Origin of the sequence: Bacillus sp. Pc3, assembly GCF_000815145.1 — a bacterium.
GTDB classification, from domain to species: domain Bacteria; phylum Bacillota; class Bacilli; order Bacillales; family Bacillaceae; genus Bacillus; species Bacillus velezensis.
Genome location: NZ_CP010406.1, coordinates 290,344 through 317,193 on the forward strand (window position 1 = coordinate 290,344; position 26,850 = coordinate 317,193).

At 50.2% G+C, this 26,850-nt stretch carries 2 protein-coding genes; both read right to left on the bottom strand.

Features of this window, described 5'->3' with window-relative positions; all coding sequences use genetic code 11:
* Positions 1-5 precede the first annotated feature (5 nt).
* Positions 6-16,304, bottom strand: a complete 16,299-nt coding sequence (locus tag SB24_RS01180; RefSeq protein WP_039251451.1) for a non-ribosomal peptide synthetase — start codon at positions 16,302-16,304, stop codon at positions 6-8.
* On the bottom strand, positions 16,294-26,841 hold the full coding sequence (locus SB24_RS01185; protein ID WP_039251452.1) for a type I polyketide synthase: 10,548 nt from the start codon (positions 26,839-26,841) through the stop codon (positions 16,294-16,296). The genes SB24_RS01180 and SB24_RS01185 overlap by 11 nt, the downstream gene beginning before the upstream one ends.
* Between the last annotated feature and the right edge of the window lie 9 nt (positions 26,842-26,850).

Genomic DNA, 26,850 nt, shown 5'->3' on the forward strand with positions numbered 1-26,850 from the left:
CCTCCTTAACTCAATTGTTGTACATGTCTTGTTACTTTAGGCTGATAGCTTCGCAGTTTTTGCATCGCCGAGCCGTGATGTTCAGGGTATACTTCTATCATTTCTTCCGGTTTTTCCTCCGGCTCTTCCGCCTGTTTCATCATGACGAACTGATTCAACGGGCCGCCGAGCAATCGTTCAAGCGCCGCCATTGCTTCCGGCGCTTCAATTGATCCGACTCCCGCCTGTTTCATCCGTTCTTGATAGTCGGCAGATGATACGATTCCGACACTGCCCCAGTAGCTCCAATTCATCACTGCCGCCGAATACGGCCGCGTTTTAGCCAAATGAGCGGCAAAGGCATCTTTGAAACTGCATCCGGCAGCATAATTGCTTTGTCCGGCCGCTCGTGCAAATGATTGAACAGATGAGAAGAACAAAGCAAAGTCCAGCGGCTCATTTTGGAACACGCGGGCCATATTCACGCTGACATTGACTTTCGCAGCGAGCACGCTTTTCAAACGGCTTTCCGGCATATTTGCCAGGCTCTGATCCTCTAAAACAATTGCGGAATGGATGATTCCGTTAATTTGCGGGTGCGTGCGTTTGATCGTTTCATACGCACGTGTGAGCTCATTCGGATTTGCCGCGTCAGCTTCAATATAAATCGGCGCCGGGCCGAATTGGCTGAGTCTGTCGATTTTTTCCTGAATGGCGCTGTTATGTTTTCGTCTGCCGATCCAAACGACTCGCGCCTGATATGTTTTCACGGCATATTCGCTCCATGCCTCGCCGATGCCCCCCGCGCCGCCGATGACGACATAAACGCCGCCTTTTTGGTAGGCGGGCCGGCTTGACACCGGCTGCTGTACAGGAATGAGGCGCTGTTTGTACCAGTGATTGTTCCGGTACGCCCAAGTATTGCCTTGCTCATCAAACGGCGCTGAGAACAGCTCCGCCTTTGAAACATCTTCCGGACAGCCGGCATCAATCAGCCTTGTTTGCCAGTTCGGATACTCTTTTGCGAGCGAGCCGACCAACCCGTGAATGCCTGCATGAGCCGGATCAATAATGTCCGCCGGCTGTACGGACTGTGTTTTTATTGTGACTGCAGTCAAGCTGATTCGCTTGTCTCCATATCCTAAAGCAAGCATGGCCTTAATCACTCTGTACATCTGGATGACGCCCGCATCCTGAGCTTTTACCATGTCATCAGCGCTGTGAAAAGGAGCGATCCATACGATATGCCCGAAAGACCCTGTTGCTTTCAGTTCAGCCGCAACAGCCTCTATTTTATCTTCCGGGTTGATATGAAGCCGTTTCGCAGAAGGATGATGCAATTGAAAAGCCGCGCTTTCCTCATCCCCCGCGATAAAGACAACCTCTTCCGTCTTATATGCCGGGCTTTGATCACGGAATTCCGCGAGATCCCACACCGGAGCCAGAAGGTTTGCTCCATTTAATGATGTTTCCGGCGCGGGGCCTTCCATCATTCTGGAAGAAATCCCTTTAATTTTGACACAGACCCGGCCGGTCTCATCGCATAAGTCAATGTCCATACGCTGTATTTTTTCATCCGTTCCCCGGGAGCTGACATACGCCCACATGCTTGTCGTGCATGGACTGAAAATGTCCAGTTCTTCAAGGGCGAACGGCAGTGACAGCTGGTTATCATCTGCGTGCAGCTTCAGACCGATTGTCGCTTGCAAAGCTGAATCAAGCATACACGGGTGAAGAACGTATTGATCTGCCGTTTCTTCGAGGAAGGAAGGCAGCCGGAGCTCAGCCAATGCTTGATTGCTTCCGATATGAATCTGCTGAATTCCTTGTTGTCCTGGACCGTAGTCAATGCCGATTTTGCTGAATGAGCCGTAACACTGTTCAGAAGTCAGTATACTGAGGCCGCATTGAGCTTTCAGTGCGCCTATATCACGGTGCGGAGCCTCCCCGGCGCTGAGAATGCCGGCAGCCCCCTGACTGTGTATCTGCCTGCCGCTTGCTTCTGTTTGTGAGTCCGTGTAAATGTCATACACGATTTCACCGTTTTCCCTCGGGTTCAAGCTGATTTGCGCTTCAATCGGGCGGGTTCCCGCTTCGATCGGCCGAACCCAAACGATGTTTTTCAGGCGGGTGACAGAAGGACGTTCCTTTTGCCCTTTGACTGCCTGAGCAACCGCCGCCCTAGCCATTTCCAAGTAGGCAACGCCCGGCATAACCGGCTTGCCTTTAATAAGATGATCGGTGAAAATCGTCTCTTGTCCCGTAAATTCGGATCGGTACCGCTGCTCTGTTAAATCTGATACATTTTCGTGAAGCAGCGGGTGCAGCACCCGCGACGTCGGCACAGCTTGCGGTTTCTCTGCTTTCGGCCGATTGTCCGTGATCCAGTACCGCTCTTTCGCAAACGGGTAAGCAGGAAGACTCATCCGTTGAGGCTTGATATCAGAATATAGGCCGTCCCATTTGATATCCGCGCCCTGCACCCATAATTCCGCAAGCTTGTCATTCTCTCGGCGGCTTATCAGCTCTTCGATATCCGCTTCCCCGTTTGCGCCTGCCAGAATGGATTTCAGGGAGGTTTTACCCGCTTTTCCTTTATAAATACCCGCTATATCATAACGTCCTTTCGCACAGCTCTTTAGCTTGTCCCGCAGTTCTTCGGCCGAGGAAGCGATAATGGCCGCTCTTTCTTCCATCGCATCACGCCCCTGCTGAAGCGTGTAAGCAACATCGGCAAGATCCGCATCCGTAAAAGAAGCTTGCGCCAGCTGCTGCGCCTGTTCCTGCAGACGCTCTTCTTCTTTGGCCGACAGCACAAAGATTTGAGGGTGTGTGAAAACAGCTGTTTTTCTTTCTACCTTCGGGATATATTCTTCAATGACGACATGGGCGTTTACGCCGCCGATGCCGAAAGAACTGATTCCCGCACGGCGCGGCAGATGATTGCCGTTTTCGTCTTTCAATGCCGTCCATTCTCTTTTTTCCTGTACGATGTAAAACGGACTGTCTTTCAGCTTGATATACGGGTTGATGACCTCGCTGTGGAGGCTTTTTGCAAGTGTTTTATGCTTCATCTGCATCAGCACTTTGATCACACCCGCGACACCGGCTGCCAGTGACAGGTGGCCGATATTGGTTTTGGCCGAACCCAGACCGCAGTGACTCGCATAAACGGCGGAATCGCCTGTTTTTTCGTACAGCTTTTGAAAGGCGGATTTCAGGCCGTTGATTTCGACCGGATCGCCAAGCTCCGTTCCGGTTCCATGCGCTTCTATATAAGTGACGGTTCTCGGATCAATGCCTGCTTTGTCATAAGCCGTTCTGACGACTTCCGCCTGGGCTTTCGGGTTCGGTGTCGTCAAGGAGTTCGCACGTCCGCCGTGATTGACCGCGCTGCCTTTAATGACGCCGTAGATATGATCGCCCGCTTTTTCCGCTTCTGACAGCTTTTTCAAAAACAGAATTCCGGCACCTTCACTGACAGCAAATCCGTCCGCCCTGTCGGAGAATGTTTTACATTTCCCTTCTTTGCTCAGCGCACCCGCTTTGTCATAAGCGATGTGGCCTTGCGGAGTGACGACGGTATTCACGCCGCCGGCGATCGCCATATCGCAGTTCCCGTTTTCAATGGCGCATACGGCGTGATGAATCGCGACCAGCGAGCTGGAACAAGCCGTGTCGATCGGTTCACTCGGCCCGTGCAGATTAAGCATATAGCTGACGCGGTTCGGCCCCGCTGACGGACTCATATTTGCGGCTGACGCACCGCCGATATCCAGGTCGGAAAACAGTGAGCCGTATCCGGTATTCCCCGTGCCGATATACAGGCCTGTTTTCGTGCCGGAAAGGCTTTTAGCGGAATATCCCGCATCTTCTATCGCCTTCCACGCATACATCATTAACAAGCGCTGCTGGGGATCCATCTGTTCGGCTTCCAGCGGTGAAATTCCGAAGAACAGCGGATCAAAATCCGCAACTCCGTCAATAAATCCGCCCCACTTTACATTTGTTTTATTGGCTTCATTAAGCGGGTCACCGTAATACTCACGCCAGTCCCAGCGATCCGCCGGCACCTCTGTTATACAATCTTTTCCCTCTTCTAAGTTGCGCCAATACTCATCAATATTTGCGGCCTTCGGAAACACTCCGCTCATGCCGACAATAGCGATCGGTTCCGGCTTATGTTCAGCCGCCGTCTGAACAGGCTGTACGGCAGTTTTTGCAAATCGTTTGTTCCCTGCCAGTCTGATACCGCCATCATCAGTTACGCTGCTTTGTTTTTCTTCTTTCGGCTGTGTGCTGCCGGCAAATTGTGTTTGATAGTCTTCTGCTAAATGATGCGCTAAGGCTTGAATCGTCGCATATTCAAAAAATACGGTCGGTGTCAGATCAAGCTGATAAGTGTCATTCAGCTTGTTGGCGAATTCCGTCAGCGTAATGGAATCAAATCCGTATTGATTAAACTCCAATTCGATATCGATTTCTTCAATATTTATTTTCAGAAGCCCGGAAACCTCTTTTGCCAGCAATTCCTGAAGTTTTGCCGTCAGGTCTTTCGGCGCAGGCGTTTCCTCCGTTTTCTTAACCGGTGCAAAAGCGGCTGCCGGAGTCTTTTGAAGCAGCTTTTCCCGCATTACGGCGCGGTTTCCTTCCATGACGAGCACGCTTGTTTTCCCCATGCTCCATGCGTTGTAAAGAGCTTCTATTCCGGTCTCAGTGCGCATCGGCGTTACGCCGGTTCTTTTTTCGGTGAGCTTCGCCATTTCTTCATTGACTTGCATTCCGCCGTTTTTCCACAGCGGCCAATTGACCGACAATGTGTGACCGTGGCGGTACATTGCGGTAACCAGTGCGTTGCGGTATGCCGCATAGCTGTCCATAAATGCGTTTGCCGCCGCATAATCCGCCTGTCCCGCATTCCCGGTGACGCCGGAAATGGATGAGAAAACGATGAAAAAGTCCAGCGCTAAATGCTCGGTTGCTTCATCAAGGTTGACAAATCCGTCCGTTTTAGGAGCCAATACACTGTAAAACTCTTCGGTTGTTTTCTTTGCGATATACTGATCTTTCATCACACCCGCGCTATGAATGATGCCGTGAAGGCCGCCATATTCCGTCTCAATTGTTTTGACCAGGTCTGCCGCAGTTTGAGCGTTTGTTACGTCAGCCTGCTTGTATTCCGCTTTTGCTCCGAGTGATTCAAGCGATTGCAGCTGCATCCGCTGATTCTCGCTTAATGCCGAACGGCCTGTCAAAACCAGTGTCGGCTCTTTGACTTTGCGGGCGATTTCTTTCGCGAAAATAAAGCCTAAGCCCCCGGCTCCTCCGGTAATGAGATATATGCCTCCGTCGTTCCACGGAATGCGTATTTTGCCGCCGGACACGTCCGTTTCTTTGACATCTGCGCAGTATCGGATGCCGTTTTCATATTTGATATGGCTGTCATCAGCCCGTGTTTTATTTTCTCTGATGATGTCTGTGATTCTGCCGTTTTCCGCCGGTTCTATTTCAATCAGCTGGGTTTTCAGTTTTTTATGTTCCAGGCCGGCTGTTTTTAACAAAGCTGAAATGCCTGAGAGCAGCTGATGCTTATCTGTTTTAGAGAGAACCGTCTGGATGAGGACGTCTCCATCCGTCTCTTCCTTCAGCAGTTTTTGCAGCGTCTCCAATATCCGTCCTGTATAATCACGGAAGCGCGCCGCTTTCCCGTGCCTGGAGGTCATTTCAATACATTCAGCTCCCGCGGCTTCAACGGCTTGTTTCAATCCGGCGTCTGTGTCACAAAGCAACACGATATGCCGGGCAAAAACCGGTTCCGTTTGAGTAGCAGTTTCATCGCTTCGGGTCCATACCGGCTCAAGCATGAGCGTTTCCGGAGCTTTTTCTTTTTTCTCAGATTCTTTTTCAGCCGTTCTGAATGACAAACCTTTCAGCCTTACGCAAACCTTGCCGTTTTCATCACAAATATCAAGATCGCGTTTTTCAATCTGGCCGGCTTTGTGGTCTTCAGAAAGTCTGGCGTAAACCCACATCTCGGCAGCGCATGCGCTGAATACTTCAAGCTCCTGAACCGCAAACGGAAGCATCAGTTTTTCATCATTTGTTCCGGTTAATATGCTTGATGCCTGCAATGCAGAGTCCATTAAGCCCGGATGCATGACATACTCCTGTACCGTGTCCGCACAAGCCGCATCAAGTGACAGTCTGCCCAATACGAAATCATCACCTGTATAAATCGCTTTGACACCCCGGAAAGCCGGGCCGTAATCAAAACCGATTTTGCGGTACATATCGTACACTTCATCTGCAGAAAACGGTGTCTCGGAGGATTGTGATCTCAGCTTTTGGAGATCAATGACCGGTGCCTCGGCGTCAGGGCGGACTGATACTGCCCCTTGGCTGTAAACGGACGGCTGATCTGTTTTCCGGCCGCTGTAAATGTCAAATTGAACGTCATTTGCCGTTTCAGGAATGAGACGGATGTTGACATGAACCGGCTCGTCTTCAATGGTGATCGGCCGCACCCAAACCGTATTCTTAAGCTTGACGCTTCCTTGTCCGGCCGGAACTTCAGATGCCTGTTCCATTGCTGCGCGCGCCATTTCAAGATGTGCCACTCCCGGTAAAATCGGTACGCCTTTTACAACATGGTCCGCAAGGTAAAATTCTTTTCCTGTATAGATTGAACTGAACCGCTGTTCTGCAAGGTTTGAAGTATTTCTGTGCAGAAGCGGATGAAGCGCGTCTTGTTTTCCGGCAGATACAGTGCTTGTTTTTTCGTGTTTTCCGGTGCTTTTTGCCGCCCAATAGCGGTCTTTTGCAAAAGGATACGATGGCAGGCTCTTGCGTTTAGGCGGCCGGTCTCCATACAGCTTCGCCCAATCGACGTTCAGCCCTTTGACCCATAATTCAAGCAGCTTCGCGTATTTGCCGCGTGCCATCCATTTTTCAACGGCTTCTTGAATTTCTTCATCTTCCGTCAGCATTTGCAGCGTGCCTTTGTCTATTCTTCCTCTGTACAAGTCCGCGTGCTTATCTCCAGTGATAAACTGTGACAGTTTTTCCTGCAGTTCTTCTGCAGATCCGGCAATAACCGCCAGGCGTTCTTCCATGGCGTCCCTTCCGATTTGGAGGGTATATGCCATAGAAACGAGGGAGGATTGATCGTACCGTTTTTCAGTAAGCACACGTTTCAGCTGTTTTGCCTGCTCTTTCAGGCGTTTTTCATTTTTGGCGGACAGAACGAAAAGACATGGGTCGATATGAGAATCATCTGCTTCCTCTCTGTCTTCTGGAATGTATTCTTCGATGACGACGTGGGCATTTACGCCTCCGATGCCGAATGAGCTGATGCCCGCGCGGCGAGGCTGTTCGTTTCCGCGTTCGTCCGTCTGCGTCTTCCATTCCATTGTCTCCCGCACCAGATAAAACGGGCTGTCTTCAAGCTGAATGTACGGATTTACCGTCTCACAGTGGAGACTTTTTACTAGTGTCCGATGCTTCATCTGCAGCAAAATTTTAATAATGCCCGCTGCTCCCGCGGCAAGGGATAAATGGCCGATATTCGTTTTGACCGACCCTAAGCCGCAATAGCCGGCCGCTTTCTCTTTTCCGTCTGCAAACGCGCTGAACGCTTGTTTCAGTCCGTTAACTTCAACGGGATCTCCCAGTTCTGTTCCGGTGCCGTGCGCTTCGATATAAGAGACTGTTTTCGGATCAATGCCCGCTTTTTTGTATGCGGCTTTAATGACTTCCGCCTGTTGTTTCGGGTTAGGCGTTGTTAAAGATGCCGCACGGCCGCCGTGATTCACCGCGCTTCCTTTAATGACGCCATAAATATGGTCCCCATCCGCCTCAGCGGCTTTCAGCTTTTTGAGGAAAAAGAGACCGGCTCCTTCACCATGGGCAAAACCGTCAGCCTGATCAGAGAACGTTTTGCATCTTCCTTCTTTACTCAGCGCGCCCGCTTTGTCAAAACTGATATACACGTCCGGAAGAACAATCGTATTGATTCCTCCCGCCAAAGCCATGTCGCACGTTCCTTCTTCAATTGAAGAAACGGCATGGTGTATGGCAACGAGTGAGCTTGAGCAGGCGGTATCAATCGGCTCGCTCGGCCCGTGCAGATTGAGCGTATAGCTGACACGGTTCGGTCCGACAGACGGACTTGTATTCGCCGCGGATGACCCTTCAATCGCCGCATCGGCATTGGCTAAAAGAGAACCGTAGCCGGTATTTCCGGTCCCGATAAACACACCTGTTTTTGTGCCTGAGAGACTCTTTGACGCATACCCGGCATCTTCGATCGCTTTCCACGCGTACGTCAGCAAGAGGCGCTGCTGAGGGTCCATTTGCTCCGCTTCCCGGGGTGAAATCCCGAAAAATAACGGATCAAATTCAGCAATTCCGTCAATAAATCCGCCTTGGTTGACGTTTGTTTTATTGGCTTCTTTTGCGGGATCCCCGTAATAGTCCCGCCAGTCCCAGCGGTCTTTCGGAATCTCGGTCATGCAGTCTTTGCCTTCTTTCAGGTTCTGCCAGAAAGCTTCAATGTCTTCTGCCATCGGAAAAATCCCGCTGATGCCTACGATTGCGATCGGTTCCGCCCCTTGGCCCCGCTGCACTGTCTGCGGAAGTGTCTCAGGCAGAGTGCGGCGCCGCTTAACGGCCGGGCGCGTGATTTGAGTCTCTTTTACCGGTCTTGCCGATTGAACCGTTTTTGTATTTACCGCAAACCGTCCGGCAAATTCCTCTTCGTATTCACTGATTAAATGAACGGCAAATTCATGGATTGTCGGATGATCAAAGAAAATCGTCGGCGTTAACGTAAGCCGGTACGTTTTGTTTAACTGGTTCGTAAACTCAGTCATCGAGATGGAATCCAGCCCGTATTTTGTCATTTCTTCATGAGGGTCAATTTTGTCAATGTTTACTTTTAACAATGAGGCCGTCTGCTGTTTTAACAGATGCTTCACTTTTTCAAGCAGGCTGTCAGCATCAATGTCATGACGTACGCCGGTCTCTGCTTCCGGATGATCATTCTCTTTGCGGAACAGTTTTGCTTTCATATGTTTCACATCTCCTTCAACAACCGTCATCCGGGTTGTCCCGCTCATCAAGCCTTGATATAAAGCCTTGATGCCGGCATCTGTGCCGAGCGGTGCGATTCCCGCCTCCTGCATCAGCATATCTTCCGTCTGCTTTCCTGCCTGCATTCCGCCTTCTTTCCATAACGGCCAGCTGACAGAAAGCGTCTTTCCGTATCTTTGTCCCGCGGCTTGTAAAGAACGGCGGTACTCGGCATACATCTCCATAAAGACATTTGCAGACGCATAATCAGCCTGGCCGACGCTTCCAAGCACACCTGATAAGGATGAAAAGACAATAAAGACATCTAATTTCTCATGTTGTGACGCTTCATCAAGATACACAAGGCCCTTCACTTTCGGAGCGAGAACGTGTTGGTATTCCTCTGCCGTCTTCTTCACCATGTAGTTGTCTTTTATAATGCCGGCACTGTGAACAATCCCGTCCAGCTTGCCGTGCCGTTTGCGGATATTGCGGATCAATCGGTATACTTCTGCTTCGTCCGTGACATCGGTCTGCTCGTAGAAAACAGAAGCGCCGGCAGCACGTACTGTTTCCAGCATGTCTTTCTGCTTTTCTCTGAGAGCGGACCGGCCGGTTAGTATGATGACGGCGTCTTTTGTACGGTTTGCGATCTCTTTTGCAAAGATCAGACCTAAACCTCCCGCACCTCCTGTAATGAGATAAACACCTTCGTCTTTCCACGGAATATCCGGCTCCGCTTGAGAAATCTCCATCTCTTCCCAATCAGCGGCAAAGCGCTTGCCGTTTTCATATTTCACATGGACGCTTTCGGCATGCATACGGTTTTCGGACGCTTTTTCCGCTATGCCTTCAGCACTTTCTTTCTCCTCGGCTTCGATCATTTGACAGATCAGCTTGGAATGTTCAAGGCATGCGGTTTTGAAGAGGCCGGTAATGCCTGAAAACACCCGCTGTAAGCCTGCTGATCGCGTAACAGCCTGAAAAAGAACGCGGCCCTTCGGCTTGCCTTTCATTATGGTTTTGATATGGTCAAACAGCTGGCCCGCATAAGAATGATACCGCTCTGCAATAGATGCGGGACGCTCGTCCAAGATAATGACGCTTGCATGTTCAAGCTTTGCTTCGACAGCTTGTTTTACGGCTTCATCGTACTCACAAAGGAAAATGATATGCTCTTCATATGAAGGCTTGTGATCGGCCGGTTCCGTATGCTCTTTCCAGACCGGTTCAGCGAGCAATGTGTCCGTACGGCTGACCGAAACGCCGGCACCCGCGTTTTCTTCCATGATCCGTGTTGAGAAACCTCTCATCCGCACACAAAGCCCGCCGTTATTGTCATATAAATCAATATCGGCTTTTTGGATAGGATCGCCGGCTTTATTGTTCGCACTGAATGTGACGTGCACCCACATATCATCAGCGCACGGATTCAGAACGTCCAGCTCCTCTAAAGCAAACGGCAATGCGGCTTTGAATGGTTCCCCGCTTTCTGCAAGCAGCGCTCTCGTCACGTTTTGCAAATATTCGGCGGCCTGAAGCGCACCGTCCATCATACTCGGATGAAGGATATAATCAGCTTTTGTATGAGAGACGGATTCAGGAAGCTTCAATTTAGCAAGCAGCCGGTCATCGCCTTTGTATACAAGCTGCACCCCTTTGTATCCGGGCCCGTAATCAGCACCGATCATTCCTTTGTAAAACGCTTGAGATTCGATTGTTCCCTGTGTGCACCGGCGCTTCAGCTGCTCAATATCCGCCGCTTCCTCCGGTTCCTTCCGGATGATTTCAGCGATGCCCTGATTATAAAGAGGAGCTTCTTCACCGATAGAATCGTTATCCCCGTACATTCTGTATTGAATCTGTCCGTCCTCTTCTTCATAAAATCCGATATGGACACGGACAGCCTCCTGATCGGCTATCACCGGACGGACCCATACAATATTCTTTAAGCGCAGGCCCAGAGATTCCTCTGTTGCCCCGCCGATGCTTTTCTCCGCCGCGGCCCGTGCCATCTCAAGGGTAACGGCAGCCGGCACGATCGCCATTCCTTTAATGATATGCTCGGCAATAAAATACTCTTTTCCCGTGAATTCCGAACTGAACCGCTGCTCCTGCAAGACGGATGTATTCTGATGTACCAGCGGATGCAAAAGCTTGGTATCCGTTTGCTTCACAGTTCCCTCCGGCCAGAAGCGCTCTTCTGCGAACGGGTAGGTCGGCGCACTGATTCTTTGCGGCGCGGAATCCGGATACAATAAGCCCCAATCGACACGCGCTCCTTCAACCCAGAGCGCCGCGAGTGCTTTCAGCTTTTCATCCCGTGTCTGACATGCCGCAAGCTCTTCCATCTCCTGAGCTGACACTTCTCTGCTTCTCACTTTTTCGCCCCGTAAGATGTTTTGGTCATTGCCGTTGATGAAATCCTGCAGCTGACGCTTCAAATCGTGACGATCATGACTGATAAAAACGGCCCTCTCTTCCATCGCTTCACGTCCGGTCTGATACGTAAATGCCAGATCATGCAAGGAAACATCGTTTTCGGCTTCATCCAGAAAGCCGGATAAACAAGATGCATAGGCAGTAAGACGCTGCTTATTTCTCGCTGACAGCGGAACGATATAAGGCGGCTGTCCGTCATTTGATCCGCTGATCGTTTTGTTTTCATACTGTTCAAAAATGGCGTGTGCGTTTGTTCCTCCGAGTCCGAATGAGCTTAACGCTGCGCGGTGCGGCGTCTCCCTCTCCGGTAGCGGTTTTCTCTTATCCGCCACATAAAACGGCGAACCGCTGAATTTGATATTCGGATTCGGTGACGTGTAATTAATGGTAGGCGCCAGCTCCCGATGATATAAACTCATGGCGACTTTGATGCACCCGGCCAGACCTGCTGCTGTATCCAAATGTCCGATATTCGTTTTTACGGAACCGATCCCGCAATACTGCTCCCGGTCCGTGTAACGTTTATACACTTGCTGCAGCGCGGACATTTCAATCGGATCACCCAATGTCGTTCCTGTGCCGTGCGCTTCGATATAGGAAATCGTCTCCGGGTGAATATTCGTGCTGTCTAAAACATGCTGGATGACGTCAGTCTGACCTTTTACACTTGGTGCGTAAAAACCGACTTTATCCGCTCCGTCATTGTTCAGACCGATGCCTCTGAGCATGGCGTATATGTGATCTCCGTCCTGAACGGCTTGTGACGCCTTTTTCAGCAGAATGACGGCAGCTCCTTCTCCGCCCGCCATACCGTCGGCTGAAGCGTCAAATGCTTTGACATGCCCGTCGCTTGAAAAATTCAATCCGTTTTGGTGCACATAGCCGATGCCGGTCGCTGCATGCAGAGTTGCTCCGCCGACGAGTGCGTATTCCGATTCTCCGCTCGTTATGCTTTTGTAGGCTGAATAAAGACCGACTAATGATGATGAGCAATTGGAATGAACGAAATAGCTTGGCCCTTTTAATCCGAGCTTATGGGAAACCATCGTCGGAATAGTGCCGCTCTGCGCTAACACCCATGACACATAGCCGTCGGGAGATTCATGGCCTTCTGTCGTTTTCTCCGGCAAAAGCGACCGATACGAATTATTGCTTGCCGACATATAAACGCTTGTCTTCGGAATCTCTTTCGATACATATCCCGCGTCCTCGACGGCTTTCCAAGAATGAAGCAGCAGAAGCCGAAGCTGAGGATCCATAAATTCTGCGTCTTTCGGAGAAATGTGAAAGAACTCAGGGTCAAAGAGATCTTTTCCTTCTATCGTCGATAATGCCGGCACATAGTCGGGATTTTCGATCAAATCTTCAGGCACGCCGGCTTCCCGAAGTTCTTCTTCCGAGTAGAACCGGACGCTTTCCTTTCCTTCTCTTAACTGCTTCCAAAACTCATGATGATTTTTCGCGCCGGGGAACTGGCAGGAAATCCCCACTATCGCCACACTGTCATCAAAGTAAGACGGCACCCCGTTTTGCGGTGTTTGTTCTCTTTCTCTCTCATCTTGGCCGGGCGCCTCTGATTCAGCCGCCTGTTTTGTTTCAACAATAAATCGGCTGATCGCCTGAATGGTAGAGTGTTCGAATAAATCCGTGACGGTAAAATCGCATTCAAGCTCCTGTTTAATGCGTTCTGCCGCCGCAACAGCCAGAAGCGAGTCGCCTCCCACATCGAAAAAGCCGTCTTCGATTTTGATGCCCCCCGTATTCAGCAGGTCTTCCCATATTGCGGTCACTTTCGCTTCCGCTTCTGATAACGGCAGTCTGCCCGTCTTTTCAGACCGGTGAACGATTACCTTGCGCTGTTTTAGGTCTTTGCGGTTCACTTTTCCGCTCGGTGTTAACGGCAGTGCATCCAGGCGGATAAAATGGGCAGGCGCCATATAATCCGGCAGACTCGATAAAAGATGGTTGCGGAGCGCTTTTTCATCTGCCGTATGACCGGAGCGGGCCGTATAATAAGCAATCAGCTTTTTATGTCCGTTCTTTTCCTGAACCACAACCGCCTGATCAAGAATGTCCGGATGTTCGCTCAATTTCGTTTCAATCGCTCCCAATTCGATGCGGAAGCCGCGAATTTTCACCTGACTGTCAATCCGGCCGGCATATTCTATATTTCCGTCAGGCAGCCATCTGGCCAAATCACCTGTCTTGTAAAGTTTTTCTCCTTCACTAAACGGATTATCAATAAATGATGCCGCCGTCAGCTCAGGCTGATTGTAATAGCCTCTGGCCAGACCGGCGCCGGCCACGCAAAGCTCCCCGGCCACACCGTCAGGGACGGGGCTGAGCTTTTCATCGACGATATAAAGCCGCGTATTGTGAATCGGTTTCCCGATCGGCGTATTCCTGCTTGTGATTTCCTTTTGGCCGCAGCTGTAGTAAGCGGCATAAATGGATGTTTCCGTCGGGCCGTATATGTTTTCAATTCTGGCATGTTTGAAGATGGAAACTGACTTTTTAACTAAATCTTTCGGAAACGCCTCACCGGCCACCATCACATATTTCACAGGGCCGTCTTCTGTAAATGCCGTATGCCGCTTTACCGTTTCCAGAAATACATTAAACACGGCGGGCGCAAAATTCAGATGCGTGACCTGGTGGGTTTGGATATATTCCATGCAAAGCTGCGGATTTTTTTCTGCACCAGGCGGCAAAATGACAAGCCGTCCGTTTCCGATAAACCAGCCGAATAATTCAGAAATCGAAACGTCAAATACGTAATTCGTTTTTAACAGATAGGCATCCTCTTGAGCGACCGGATACTCAGCTTCCAAAAACTGCAGCGTATTCATGATGGCCCTGTGCTCAACCATGACGCCTTTCGGTTTTCCCGTGCTTCCGGACGTATATAGAATATAAGCGAGATGATGCGGTTTTGAACGCGGCGTCAGTTTTGCCCCGCTGACAGAACGTCCGCTGTTTTCAATTTCCACCGTGCTCACACCGCCGATGGCCAACTGTTCAATCATGCCGCGCGTCTTTTCCTGCGTTAATACGATTGACACGCCGCTGTCAGTCAACACGTGGGCCATCCGTTCGTTTGGAAAAGCCGGGTCCAGCGGTACATACGCGCCTCCCGCTTTTAAAATGGCGAGGATGCCGATGACCATCTCAAAAGAACGCTCCGTACAAATGCCGACCGGGCATTCCGGTGTGACGCCCTTTTCTTGCAGGTACACAGCGAGCGCCGTGCTTCGTTCATCTAATTCGCGATATGTAAGACTGTTTTCACCGAATGTGACGGCTTCTCTGTCAGGGTGGCGTCCGGCTTTTTCCGCAAACACTTCATGAATGCAGCGCTCTTTCGGCTGATGGGATGAACGGCTTTCATCCCGTCTTTGATTGAGCAGGCCGGAACAGGCTTCAAAAGCGATCTCCGGATCAGAAAGCACCTTTTCTGCCAGTTTCATATAATGCTCCGCCATTCGTTCGATGAAAGAAGGGCTGTAGACATCCGGGTTGTACAGAAATTGCAGGACGGTTCCCGTTTCTTTTTTATAGACTTCAAGCGCAAGCTCAAATTCGCCTTCCTGATGAATGTCTTCTATCATTTCAATGCCGAGTGATTGATATAGTTCCGCCAGCTTTTCCGCTCCTTCCGTCCGGAAGAAGTTTTGATAGAAAAACGCGGTTTGAAAAACAGGCGACACCGCAGGCGAGCGTTCCGTCTTCAATTCTTTGACAAGCGCGGGAAACGGATACGCGGCATGGTCCAGCCCTTCTGCCAGTGTCAGCTGCAGCTCCTTCAAAAACGACGTAAAAGATTTGGCGCCCGTCTCCCTGCTTCTGACCGCGATCATATTAATAAAGTAGCCGATGACAGACTCAAATTGAGCCTCAGAACGCCCCATCGTCGGCATGCCGACGATGATATCTTCCTGATTCGTATATTGATAGAGCAGTCCTTTGAAAATAGCGAGATACACAACGGATTCATTGACATTATTTTTTTGGGCGCAAACTTTAATCTGCCGGTTCAGTTCATCAGGAAGCAAGCGCTGATACGCCTGCCCTTTGCACGTTTGAACCGATGATCTCGGGTAATCCGACGGAAGCTCAAGCACCGGCAGCGGTCCTTCCAGCTGCTTTTTCCAATAAGAGAGATGCGTTTTTCCCGCTTCGCTTTCCAGCAGCTCTTTTTCCCATTTCACAAAGTCATGATAATCTGCGGCCTGCTGAAGCATGACAAATTCTTTGCCTTCACTTGCTTTTGCATAAGCGTCCAGCAGCGCCGACATAAACGTCATAAGAGAGACGCCGTCAAAAATGATATGGTGAATGGTGATTAACACAATCGGCTCCCGCTTCGCCCGCCGGAATACTTGAACACGCAGGAGCGGCCCGGTTTCAAGCGAGAACGGTTCTTTTGCTTTTTCTTTAATAAACGAAAGAGCGTCACGCCCGCTTAATTCAGAAAGATCCATTTCTTCAATCGGAAAATGCCGATCCGTATCTTCTATCTGATACGGAAGGCCGTTTTCCTCTTTTATCACACTGGTCAAAATAGGGTGCTGGCGCTGCACGGACAAAAGGGCGTTTTTGAATGTCTCGATATCCAGCTTTTGAAAACGAAAGCATAACGGAATGTTATATGCGCTCATCTCCGGAAACATTTTCTGAAGCATCCACAAACCTTTCTGGCCTTCAGAAAGCGGACGTTTTGCAGTTGTCCGCTTAGAAGCCTGAAGCTTTTGTTCTACTTCAGCGATGGTGAGCGTTCCTGATCTGTAGGCATCGAGAAGTTCTTTATGATTCATAGGTCTTACTCCCTTCTATGATGTCTTGCACTCTTTTAAAATCTAATGTCCCCTCAGAGACCTGTTTCATCATGGCGATGATCTCCTGATCCGTATACTCCTTGCTTTCCGGAGCGGCGGCTTCTGTTTCGGTTTCTTCCGTTCTGTAAAACGTTTCGATCGTTTCTTTGTGTTCTGTCAAGTAATAGCTGATGACGTCTCCGAGCGTGGCATAGCTGTAAAATAACGCCGGAGTGACTTCAATGCCGTAATGACTCGTCAAAAGAGCGGCAAATTTGGCTAAATAGATGGAATCAAATCCGAATTCCGCCCAATTTTTATGCAGGACGAGTTTATCTTTGGATATTTTCAGCAGACTGTGTATCAGCTCTTTCAAATCCGCTTCGAGCCGTTTTTCTGCGCTTTCTTCCGGGATGCGGCGGCTCACGGTTTCCAAAAGAGCATCCGGTTTTGATGAATCGTCCCGCCGTATGCCTAAAAATCGTTCGGCACGGCTTCTTTCGCCGGCAATGATAAGGCACTGGGTGTTGTCTTGAGAAATAACGCGCTCAAACAGCTCAATGCCTTCATCTGTTTCTAACAGGCGCTGGCCGCTTGATTTCAGGTACATGCCCGTCGTCTCTTCACCGCCGACGGCCATTCCGCCGTTTTTCCAGACCGGCCAGTTGATGACAAAAGCGTTTCCGCTTTCTGATTGTTCGTTTTTATAGTTGGCATACGCCATTTGGAACCTGTTCGCGACCGCGTAATCACAGCAGCCGAAATCTCCTAAAACAGCCGATGTGGATGAAAAGTAGCAGATGAAATCCGGCGTTTCGTTTTTCAGCCACTCGTCAAGAAGCAGGCTTCCGTTTATTTTCGGTTCAAGCGTACTGCGGAAATTCCCGATTTCATTTTCAAAGACGGATGTTCTGCTTTCGATGCCGGCCGCATGAATGACGCCGTGAATGGCTCCGAATCGTTCTTTCGCGCGCTTGATGCAGTCGCCCATTCCGATCGGATCACAAACATCGGCTTCGGCGTAAAGAACACCCGCACCGAGATTTTCCAGGTCTTTCATTTTTTCTTTCTTTTCTTCATTGATCGGCGACCGCCCCGTGAGAATGACATTTGCCTGGTAGTTCCGGGCGAGATGGCGGGCAAATAAGCAGCCGAGCCCTCCTAATCCGCCTGTAATGAGATATGTTCCGCCGGTTCTGATCCTGCCGTTTTCTTTCGTTAGTCCGGTTGGTTCGGTGTGATAGACATATCGTTTTCCCTCTTCCAAGAAAACGGTATGGTCTGTTTCAGCTTTCAGCTCGTCCCAAATGGTTCTCATCCAGTCCGTTATGGCCGCTCCGGCTTTTCTGAAGTGGCCGGTAACACTTGTTTTCGGGAGAACAATGCCGAGCGAACGCTCAAAGCCGATCCATGATTCCAAGTAGCACCTTTCCAGACCGGATGCATATTCCCCCGCCAATAACAGCCTTTCCGGCTGCAGACCGGTCTCAGCCATTGCTTGGAGAATATGGACGATACATGAATAATCTTCGATGCAGCTTTTATCTTCAAGCGCCCATAAATACAAAATGGCAGAAGCTTCACCGTACTCTTTTTGAATATCCGCAAAAGCGTTCACATATGATTGCGGATCTTCCCGCACCACTTGGCAGCGGCCGGCGGACAGAGCCTCATACCGGTCTCCCTGAGCGATAAAAATAACGTCAATGTCATTGTCATTGTCATTGTCATACGATTTGATCACAGAGACGGCTTCCTGCTGCTTCTTCTGATCAGATAAGAAAGAAATCACCGTTTTGACTTGCTTTTCTCCGGCAGCCGGCAGAGCCTGTTCTTTAAGAACTTCTCTAAAAGCCATCACTTCAAATTGTTCCGCCGGATCACTTTCATCAGCCGGCGCCTTAACGGGCGCGGCCTTGCTTTGTACAGGCTGCTGATGCCAGAAGCGTTCTTTCGCAAACGGATAAGCAGGCAGGCTGATGCGGGCCGGAGGACGGTCTCCGTATAATTTCGCCCAATCGATGTCCAATCCTTTTACCCAAAGCTCAAGCAGCTTAGAATATTTCCGTTTGCTGATCCAAGCGTCTATGATTGTTTCCATATCATCATCCGCCGAAAATACGGCAAGCATCCGTTTGTTTTCTTCCGTGCCGTCACGGTGCAGTCCGGCGCTGTTGTGTCCGGCGGTAAATCCATTCAGTTTTTCCTCAAGTTCATGAAGTGAATGGACGATAAAACCGAGACGCTCTTCCATCGGCACCCGGCCCGTCTGAAGAGTAAAGGCTATGCTCATAAGGTCGCGGCCGCTGTATCTTTTTTCACGGATGGCGTCTCTGAGCTGTTTTGCTTTTTCAGTGAGCCGTTCGCTGTTTTTCGCGGACAGGACGATGATGGCGGGCTGATCTGCCGGCATCTCATCAGGCTCTTTGTCTGCCGTATATTCTTCTATGACGAGGTGGGCGTTTGCTCCTCCCGCGCCGAAGCTGCTTAACCCCGCCCTTCTCGGAAGCTCTTTGCCGCCGATGACGGGACGTTTCCACTCACCGAGCTCCTGCTGAACGGCAAACGGCGTATACGCGAAATCAATATTCGGATTCAGCTGTTCCGCGTGCAGGGACGGCGCAATTTGTCGGTCTTTGAGCTGGAATAGTATTTTTGTCAGACCCGCAATGCCCGCGGCGCTTTCACAATGACCGATATTTGATTTTGCGGAGCCGATGGCGCAAAACTGTTTATCTGTTGTATCCTCTTCAAATGCTTTCGTTAATCCGGCGATTTCAATCGGATCTCCTAATGCGGTCCCCGTACCGTGGGCTTCAATATAACTGACGGTGCGCGCCGGGACGTTTGCCCTTTCGAAAGCTTCTTTTATTAAGGCGGCCTGCGCATTCGGATTCGGAACGGTGTATCCGTTCGTTTTGCCTCCGCTGTTAATGGTGCTTCCTTTAATCACACCGTAAATGTGATCGTTGTCGGCAATCGCCCGGTCCAACGGCTTTAATACGACCGCTCCTACCCCTTCTCCGTCGACAAAACCATCCGCGCGGTCTCCGAACGATTTGCACGTATCGCCTGCGGAAAGCATGTTCATGACTGACAGATTCATATAATGGATCGGGTCGGTCACTATGTTTACGCCCCCGGCAATCGCACATTCGCTTGAACCGCTGTATATGCTCTCAAGCGCCAGATGAATGGCCGTCAAAGAAGAAGAGCAGGCTGTATCAACGGCAATGCTCGGCCCTTGGAAATCAAAAAGGTAAGATACCCTGTTGGCAATGGACCAATAGCCGTAGCCTGTCGGGTAGTTTTTGTTCATCGCGCCAGCAAAAACACCGATTTTTCTGCTTTGGCACAGGTTGTCAGGCGTATAGCCGGCATCCTCGATACTCGCATACGCCGTTTCTAAAAATAATCGCTCCTGCGGATCCATTCGCTCCGCTTCCAAAGGAGAAATCTGAAAGAACAGCGGATCAAACTTGTCCATATCCTCAATGAAGCCGCCCCATTTCGTATAAATAGAGCCTTCTTTACCTTTCTCTTCATCGTAGTAATCCTGCCAGTTCCAGCGTTCCCGCGGGATTTCTTCTATGCAGTTTTTTCCTTTTTTAATATTAGCCCAAAGCTCAGCCGCTGTTTTTGCCTGCGGGTAGCGTCCTGAAACACCAATGATGGCCACGTCGCGAACCGAACTTTGCCGGACGGTCTCTTTGGCTGCCCGTTTTTCCCTCCGCCGGAAGTCAGTGCGAAGCGGCTTAGCAGGCTGTACAGCCTGCGGTTCTGGTGATGCCTTCCGTTCTTCCTGAACAGGCGTTTGTCCCGTCAGTTTGATCATCGCGTCTTTTTTCGTTTTGATTAAGTGAGCGACGAGCGCCTCAATCGTCTGATATTCAAAAAATAAAGTGCTGCTGACTTGGTCCAATACATTTCGTAACGCGTTTGTCAGCTGTACGACGACGATAGAATCAATTCCGTATTTTTCAAGCGGCGCTTTCGGATCAATTTGAGCCGGCGGAATTTTTAATGTTTCTCCGATTAACGTTTTCAAGTACTCGGTGCTTTTTTCTGTTAAAGACGTGTCGCCTTTTTGCACCGTTGTTTGCGCCTGAAGTTCCGGCGCATGTGCTGCTTTTGGCGGAGCGGTCCGTTTTCCGGCCCCTGCTTTAAACGTTTTTTGGCGAACAATGCCGTTGCTTTTTGCCGCTATAATCTGATGGCTTAATTCATGTGCCGCTTCTGCCGGGAAGAAGACAGAATGCCAGCCTTCACTTTCTAACACGCGCTTCCAGCTTTCCGGATACAAGCCCGGGCACCCCGGAATACGAAGGGCAGAATCTTCATGCAGCCACCAGCCTTCAAGCAGTCCGAAAGTAATATGCGGGAACAGGCTGTTTCCCGCCATTTCATTTAAGAGCAGCAAACCATTGTCTTTTAAAACGGCTTTGGCATTTCTCAGCGTCTGGCGGATATCTTTCGTCGCGTGGAGCACATTGGCCGCAACGACGATGTCGTATGCGCCCGGCTCTATGTCCTGGCCGGCAAGCGGCGCTTCTGCGTTAAAAAGCTTATACGTCAGATAAGGATTCCGTTTGCCGTATTCCGTCTCCGCATGCACGAGAAAAGCTTTCGATACATCGGTGTAACAGTATTCTTTTATATGGTTTTGATACGGCCTAAGCTTTTCAAATATGCCTGCGCTTGTGCCGCCTGTGCCCGCTCCGATTTCCAGTATGCGGATCTCGGCTTTTGAATGTTTGCTGATGTTTTCTTTCACATAAGCCGTTAATGTATCTGACAAGGCGCTGTTAAAGTAATCCGCGACTTGATTGTGCTTATAAATTCCTTCAACAAGTTCCATTGAAGAGTGCGGGAACATGATATCTGTCGCCGGCACGTCTTCGCGCAGAATGTCCGGCAGTGCTTTAAGCATCGTCTCGGCTAAAACAGTCATCGCTTTTGTATCGGCGTTATTGAGCCATTCCTCTTTTTCCCGCTCCCATTTTTGCCATAGCGCGGCGGTTGTGTTTTCGGCTCGCGCCGACAGTTTATATGAATCCGCATTCCCTTCCAGATAGCCATGTTCCAGAAGGAAAGCGATCGTTTGATTGAGCCATTTTTTAAAGTATTCGTGTTCGGGCTCATACGCTTTAAGGCTTTGCGGTGTCAGCAAGTCTGCTTCTTTAAGCTGGGCGATCAACAGCTGATACAGAAAATCATCGAGCTCCTGATGTTCAGCCTCTCTAACAAGACGTGCGCCGGGCGGAGCGACCTTCGGCTGTTGTGAAAAGACAAGCGGCTGAGGCGGATAAACGGAAATCTTTTCTCTTTCATTCATCCCTTCGACTGCGACCGGTTTTGTCGTATGAATGAAAGCCGCCTGATCAACCGGCAGCGTCATAAGGGTTTCAAGCGCCTCCATTGCAGCGTCCGGTTCGATCAATCCCAATCCGATCTGATCCATCAGCTGAATAAAATCCCCGTCTTCAGCCGCTTCGCTGTTGCCCCAATAGCCCCAATTCATCACTTTGACCGGACAATTCCATGTCTGATCAAGTTCTTTCGCAAATGCGTCACTGAAAGCGCATCCCGCGGCATAATGGCTTTGTTTCACGTTATGGATAAATGCCACAAGCGAGGAGAAGAAGAGCGCAAAGTCAAGCGGCTCCCGTCCAAATACCTCCGCCATGGACACACTTACATCGGCTTTTGCCCGCAGCACCGATTTGAACTCTTCTGTCTTCATATTACTTAAGCTTTGCTCAGACAAATCCATTGCCGAGTGGATGATTCCATTCATTTTTGTGTGGCGCTCTTTTATGAACTGATAAGCCCTCTCTAAGGAAGCACTGTCGGCGGCATCGGCGGAAACATATTCAGGCGCCGGGCCGAATGCGCTGAGCCGGTCGAGTTTCGCCTGTATGGAATCATTCAGTGTGCTTCTTCCGATCCAAATGATGCGTGCTTTGTAGCGGCGGATCATGTATTCACTCCATGCCTCGCCAAGATACCCGGCGCCTCCGATCACGGCATAAACCCCGCCTGTTTGGTACAGCGTGCCGTTTTTCGGCATATTGTCAAGCGGTATCAGCTGCCGCTCAAACAGCTGCTGATTGCGGTACGCCCAAATTTGACCGTTTTTCCCGGCAGAAAGACTGAGCGCCTCTTCGATCGGCCAGCTGCCGTCCGTTTCTGTGTCAATCATGCGGATATGCCAATGCGGATATTCTTTCGCCATTGTTCCGGCAAGTCCGCTGACTGCGGCTTGTGACGGGTCGGCGCTGTCTTGATCCGAAAACGGCTGGGCATTTGCTGTGACGATGCACCAGTCCAAACGTTTTTCTCCGTACCCTAAGGCAAGTAATGCTTTCATCAGCTTGAACACATGAAGAACGTTTCTTTCCTGTTCTTTGAGGCTGTCCGCACTCTCAGCCTGCGGAGCAAGCCAAATGATTTGCTCCAGTTCTTTTTGTCCTTCAAGCATGTGCGTAAGAGATGTGATATCATCCGTACTTCTGATCGGATAATAGGAAGCGTTCGGCAGATGTTCTTTTATGCGCGTATGTCTCGAACCCGTTCCGCCGAATACTGCCGTCTGCTTATCCGCCGCTGCTTCCCCGGCTTTTTCAAGCGCAACAGGCTCCCAAGCCGGAATCAGCATCGTATGGCCGACAGGCGCCTCCGAGGTTTCTCCGCCCGCTGTTTGGCTTGTGTCAAGCGCCCGGACGGACGCGCCTTTCATCCGGACATAAACCGTACCGGCATCATCGCACATATCAATGTCAAATTTTCTTACGTTGTCATCTGCTTTGCTGCCTTCTGTGTACCGGATATATGACCAGATATGTTCAGGACACGGCCCAAACACTTCCACCTCCTGCATCGCAAACGGCAAAGAAAGCTCGTGGCTGTCTGCATCGTCATGTATCGAGCGGACAAGCAGACCGACGGAAGCGTGAAAAGCGGCGTCCATCATACTCGGGTGAAGCGTATACTGTTCTTTTTTGTCATGTACGGCTGCTGGGAGTGAAATACGAGCCAATAATCGGTCTTCTCCGATCAGCAATTGCTGTACGCCCCTGTATGCCTCTCCGTAATCCAGACCGATCTTCTCAAAAGCACCGTAACATTCTTCCGCAGTCACGATTCCTAAATTGCAGGAAGCTTTGACAGACTCGATATCAATCTGGGCGCTTCCCGGTTCGGTAATGACCGCTTCACCCTGGCTGTGAATAACCGGATCTTCGCCGTTTTCTGCCTCACTGTATATTTCATAGGTAATCTCACCATTGTCTTCTGGGTAAAGGGCAATATGTATTTCCTTCGGTTTGTCTTCAATCATGACCGGCCGGACCCAAACAACCTGTCTGAGTGTGACGCTATGGTCTTTTTCCGTCACGGCAGCAGCCTTTTTGACCGCCTCTCTGGCCATTTCCAAATAGGCGACGCCCGGCAGTATTTTTTGTCCGTTGACGACATGGTCAGATAGGAAAAATTCATCTCCCGTAAAAAGAGAGGTGAAGCGCTGCTGCGAAAAATCTGACGTATTTTCTTGTAAAAGCGGATGCAGCACTGTGCCTGAAAGGCTTTTCTCCTGTTTTTTCTGCTGCGGAATCCAATAGCGTTCTTTTGCAAACGGATAAGTCGGAACGCTTGTTTTACGCGGTTTACCCGAAGCGTACAGCTTATTCCAATCTACTGTTTTCCCTTCTGCCCATAACTCGGCAAGCCGTATCGGATCATCCGTCTCGGGAGCGGCTTCGCTCAGTTCCGGCAGCTCGGCTTGTCCGCGCCAAAGACCGGGGATGTTTTCGTTTCCTTTTACGAAATCATTCAGCTTTTCTTTCAAGTCGCGGGTGTCATTTACAAGGAAGACAGCTCTCTCCTCCATTGCTTCACGTCCTGTCTGAAGAGTATAAGCCAGTTCAGACAGCACCGTCTTTTCTGAAAGCGATCGGGCTAGTTTTTCCGCATAGGCCAGAAGCCTGTCTTTATTTCTTGCTGACAGCGGGATGAGTTTTGCTGCATCGTTCTCAGGTGCAGGCGCTTTTTGTTCAGGCTGAATGTATTCTTCTAAAATGATATGGGCATTCGAACCGGATGCACCGAAGGAACTGAGCCCGGCCCTGCGCGGATAATGTGTGACTTTACCGTTTTCTTCGGCTGCCGGCTGCTTCCACGGAGCAGTCTGCTGCTGTACGTAAAAAGGAGATCCCTCAAATTTCAGGTAAGGATTTAATTCCGCAGAATGCAGTGATTTGACAAGCGTTTTGTGATGAAGCTGCAGCGCCGCTTTTGTTAACCCGCTGATCCCCGCCGCTGATTCTGCGTGGCCGATATTTGATTTGACCGAACCAATGGAACAAAATTGCTGATCCTGCGTCCCTTGACTGAACGCTTTTGACAGACCTTCAATTTCAATCGGGTCTCCTAACGAAGTACCCGTGCCATGGGCTTCCACATAACTGACGGTCCGCGGGCTGATACCTGCTTTTTTCAGACAGGCCTTAATGACTTCTGCCTGTGCAGCAGGACTCGGGACGGTAATTCCGCTTACTTTCCCGACGTGGTTAACGGCGCTTCCTTTAATGACCGCGTAAATGCGGTCGCCGTCTTGTTCGGCTTTTTCCAGCGGCTTGAGCAAGACCGCACCGACTCCTTCTCCGGAAACGTAGCCGTCCCCGCCCTCGCCGAATGTACGGCAGCGGCCGTCACTTGAGTGCATGCCCACGCTTCCGTAGCTGAGATATTTCGCCGGGTGCAGCGACAAGTTCACCCCTCCCGCAAGCGCGGCCTCACATTCGCCGCGGCGGATGCTTTCAATGGCCAGATGAACGGCGGTCAATGATGAGGAACAAACGGTATCCACCGCGATGCTCGGCCCGTGGAAGTCACAATAATAGGACACTCTGTTGGCGATCTGCGCATAATTCAGTGAAACCGGAAAAGGATCAGTTTCAGATAATTGTTCTGCGCCGATTAAGGAATAATCTTTATGCATCACCCCTGCAAATACGCCGATCGGATGCTGTTTTTCCCCTTTATTCCCCAGCGTTTCAGGCGTATACCCCGCATCTTCAATCGTTTCCCAGCATGTTTCTAAAAACAGGCGCTCCTGCGGGTCCATCGTTTCCGCCTCACGCGGTGAGATTCTGAAAAACTGCGGATCGAAGCAGTCGGCATCGTCAATGAAACCGCCCCATTTTGATACTGTTTTTCCAGACGGGGACGTTACGTTTTGATATGTTTTCCAATCCCATCGGGACTTCGGAACTTCAGTGATGCAATCCGTGCCTGCCTTCAGGTTTTCCCAAAACTCCGCCACACTTTTCGCTTTCGGATAGCGGCCGGCCATTCCGATAATCGCGATGTCTCCGGTGTTTTTATGATGTTCTGGCGCGTCCGGTGCTTCAGCTTCAGACCGTTGTGGTTCGGCTGCACGTTCCGCACATTCAAATGAAACGGTCTTTTTCAAAAAGGCTGCGAGTTCTTTTATATTTGTATATTCAAAGAGAAGAGTGGGCGCGAGGTCCGCACCCGTCTTTTTACTGATATCCTGTACAATCTCAAGCAAAGAAGATGAATCCAGCCCAAGCTCGTAGTATCCTGCAAGAACGTCCAGCGTCTCCCAAGGCTGCCCAAGCTTATCAGCCAAAAGCTTCTTTAAAAACAGAATGATGTCTTTTTCATCTGCGCTTTCCGGCTCAGTTGCAGCCTGTTGATTCTGTTCGGCTGTATTCGCGTCTTCTTCGAGCCGAACCGCTTTTCCCGTAATGTTTTTCAGCTCCGCCACCTTTTGTCCGGATCGGCTGAAGTACTCGATCGTCATCGTTGTGAGTTCTTTTTCCTGACGGACGCCGGAAGCGGCGATACGCGCCGTGCACTCAGATTGCAGCCTGTCGGCGGCCGTGAACGATTCATAATATAAAGGCAGATGAAGCCGGTTTGTTTCAGAAAGCAAACCGCTCGCCCCGATTCCGCTCGCATCCAAAAGTGCCGGATGGAATAAAAAGAAATCTTTTCCTTCTTCGCAAGAAAGCTCAGCCAGCATTCCGCCTTCTGTTTCGTACAATCGTCCGTTCGATTTCATCATGCCGGAATGAACCAAGTCATGATCCAGGCATCGGTTATACATGTCATCAAGATTCAGAGATCTGCCTGACTGCTTCACATCGCCGAAATCAATGGTTTCGTCAAATGTCACAGCGTCTCTTTTCACCATTTCAGCCGTCGCATATTGTATATTGTCTGACAGCTCGTCACCTTGCTGTTTCTGCCCTGAAAGGGAGATGAGCCACTTTCCATCTCCGCTATCAGAACATTGAATGGTCAGAATGATCGCAGCCGTTTCACTGACGGTTAAAGGCTGATAAATCGTAACGTGCTTCAATTCGAGCTCATTGTATACATAACCGTGTTCCTGAAAAACCTGATAAATCAAATCGATATAAGCAAGACCGGGCAATACCGCTTCACCAAAGACCATATGGCCCTTCATGATGGGATGATCCAGTGAGATATTGATTTTTTCCGATATCATTCCTTCCCA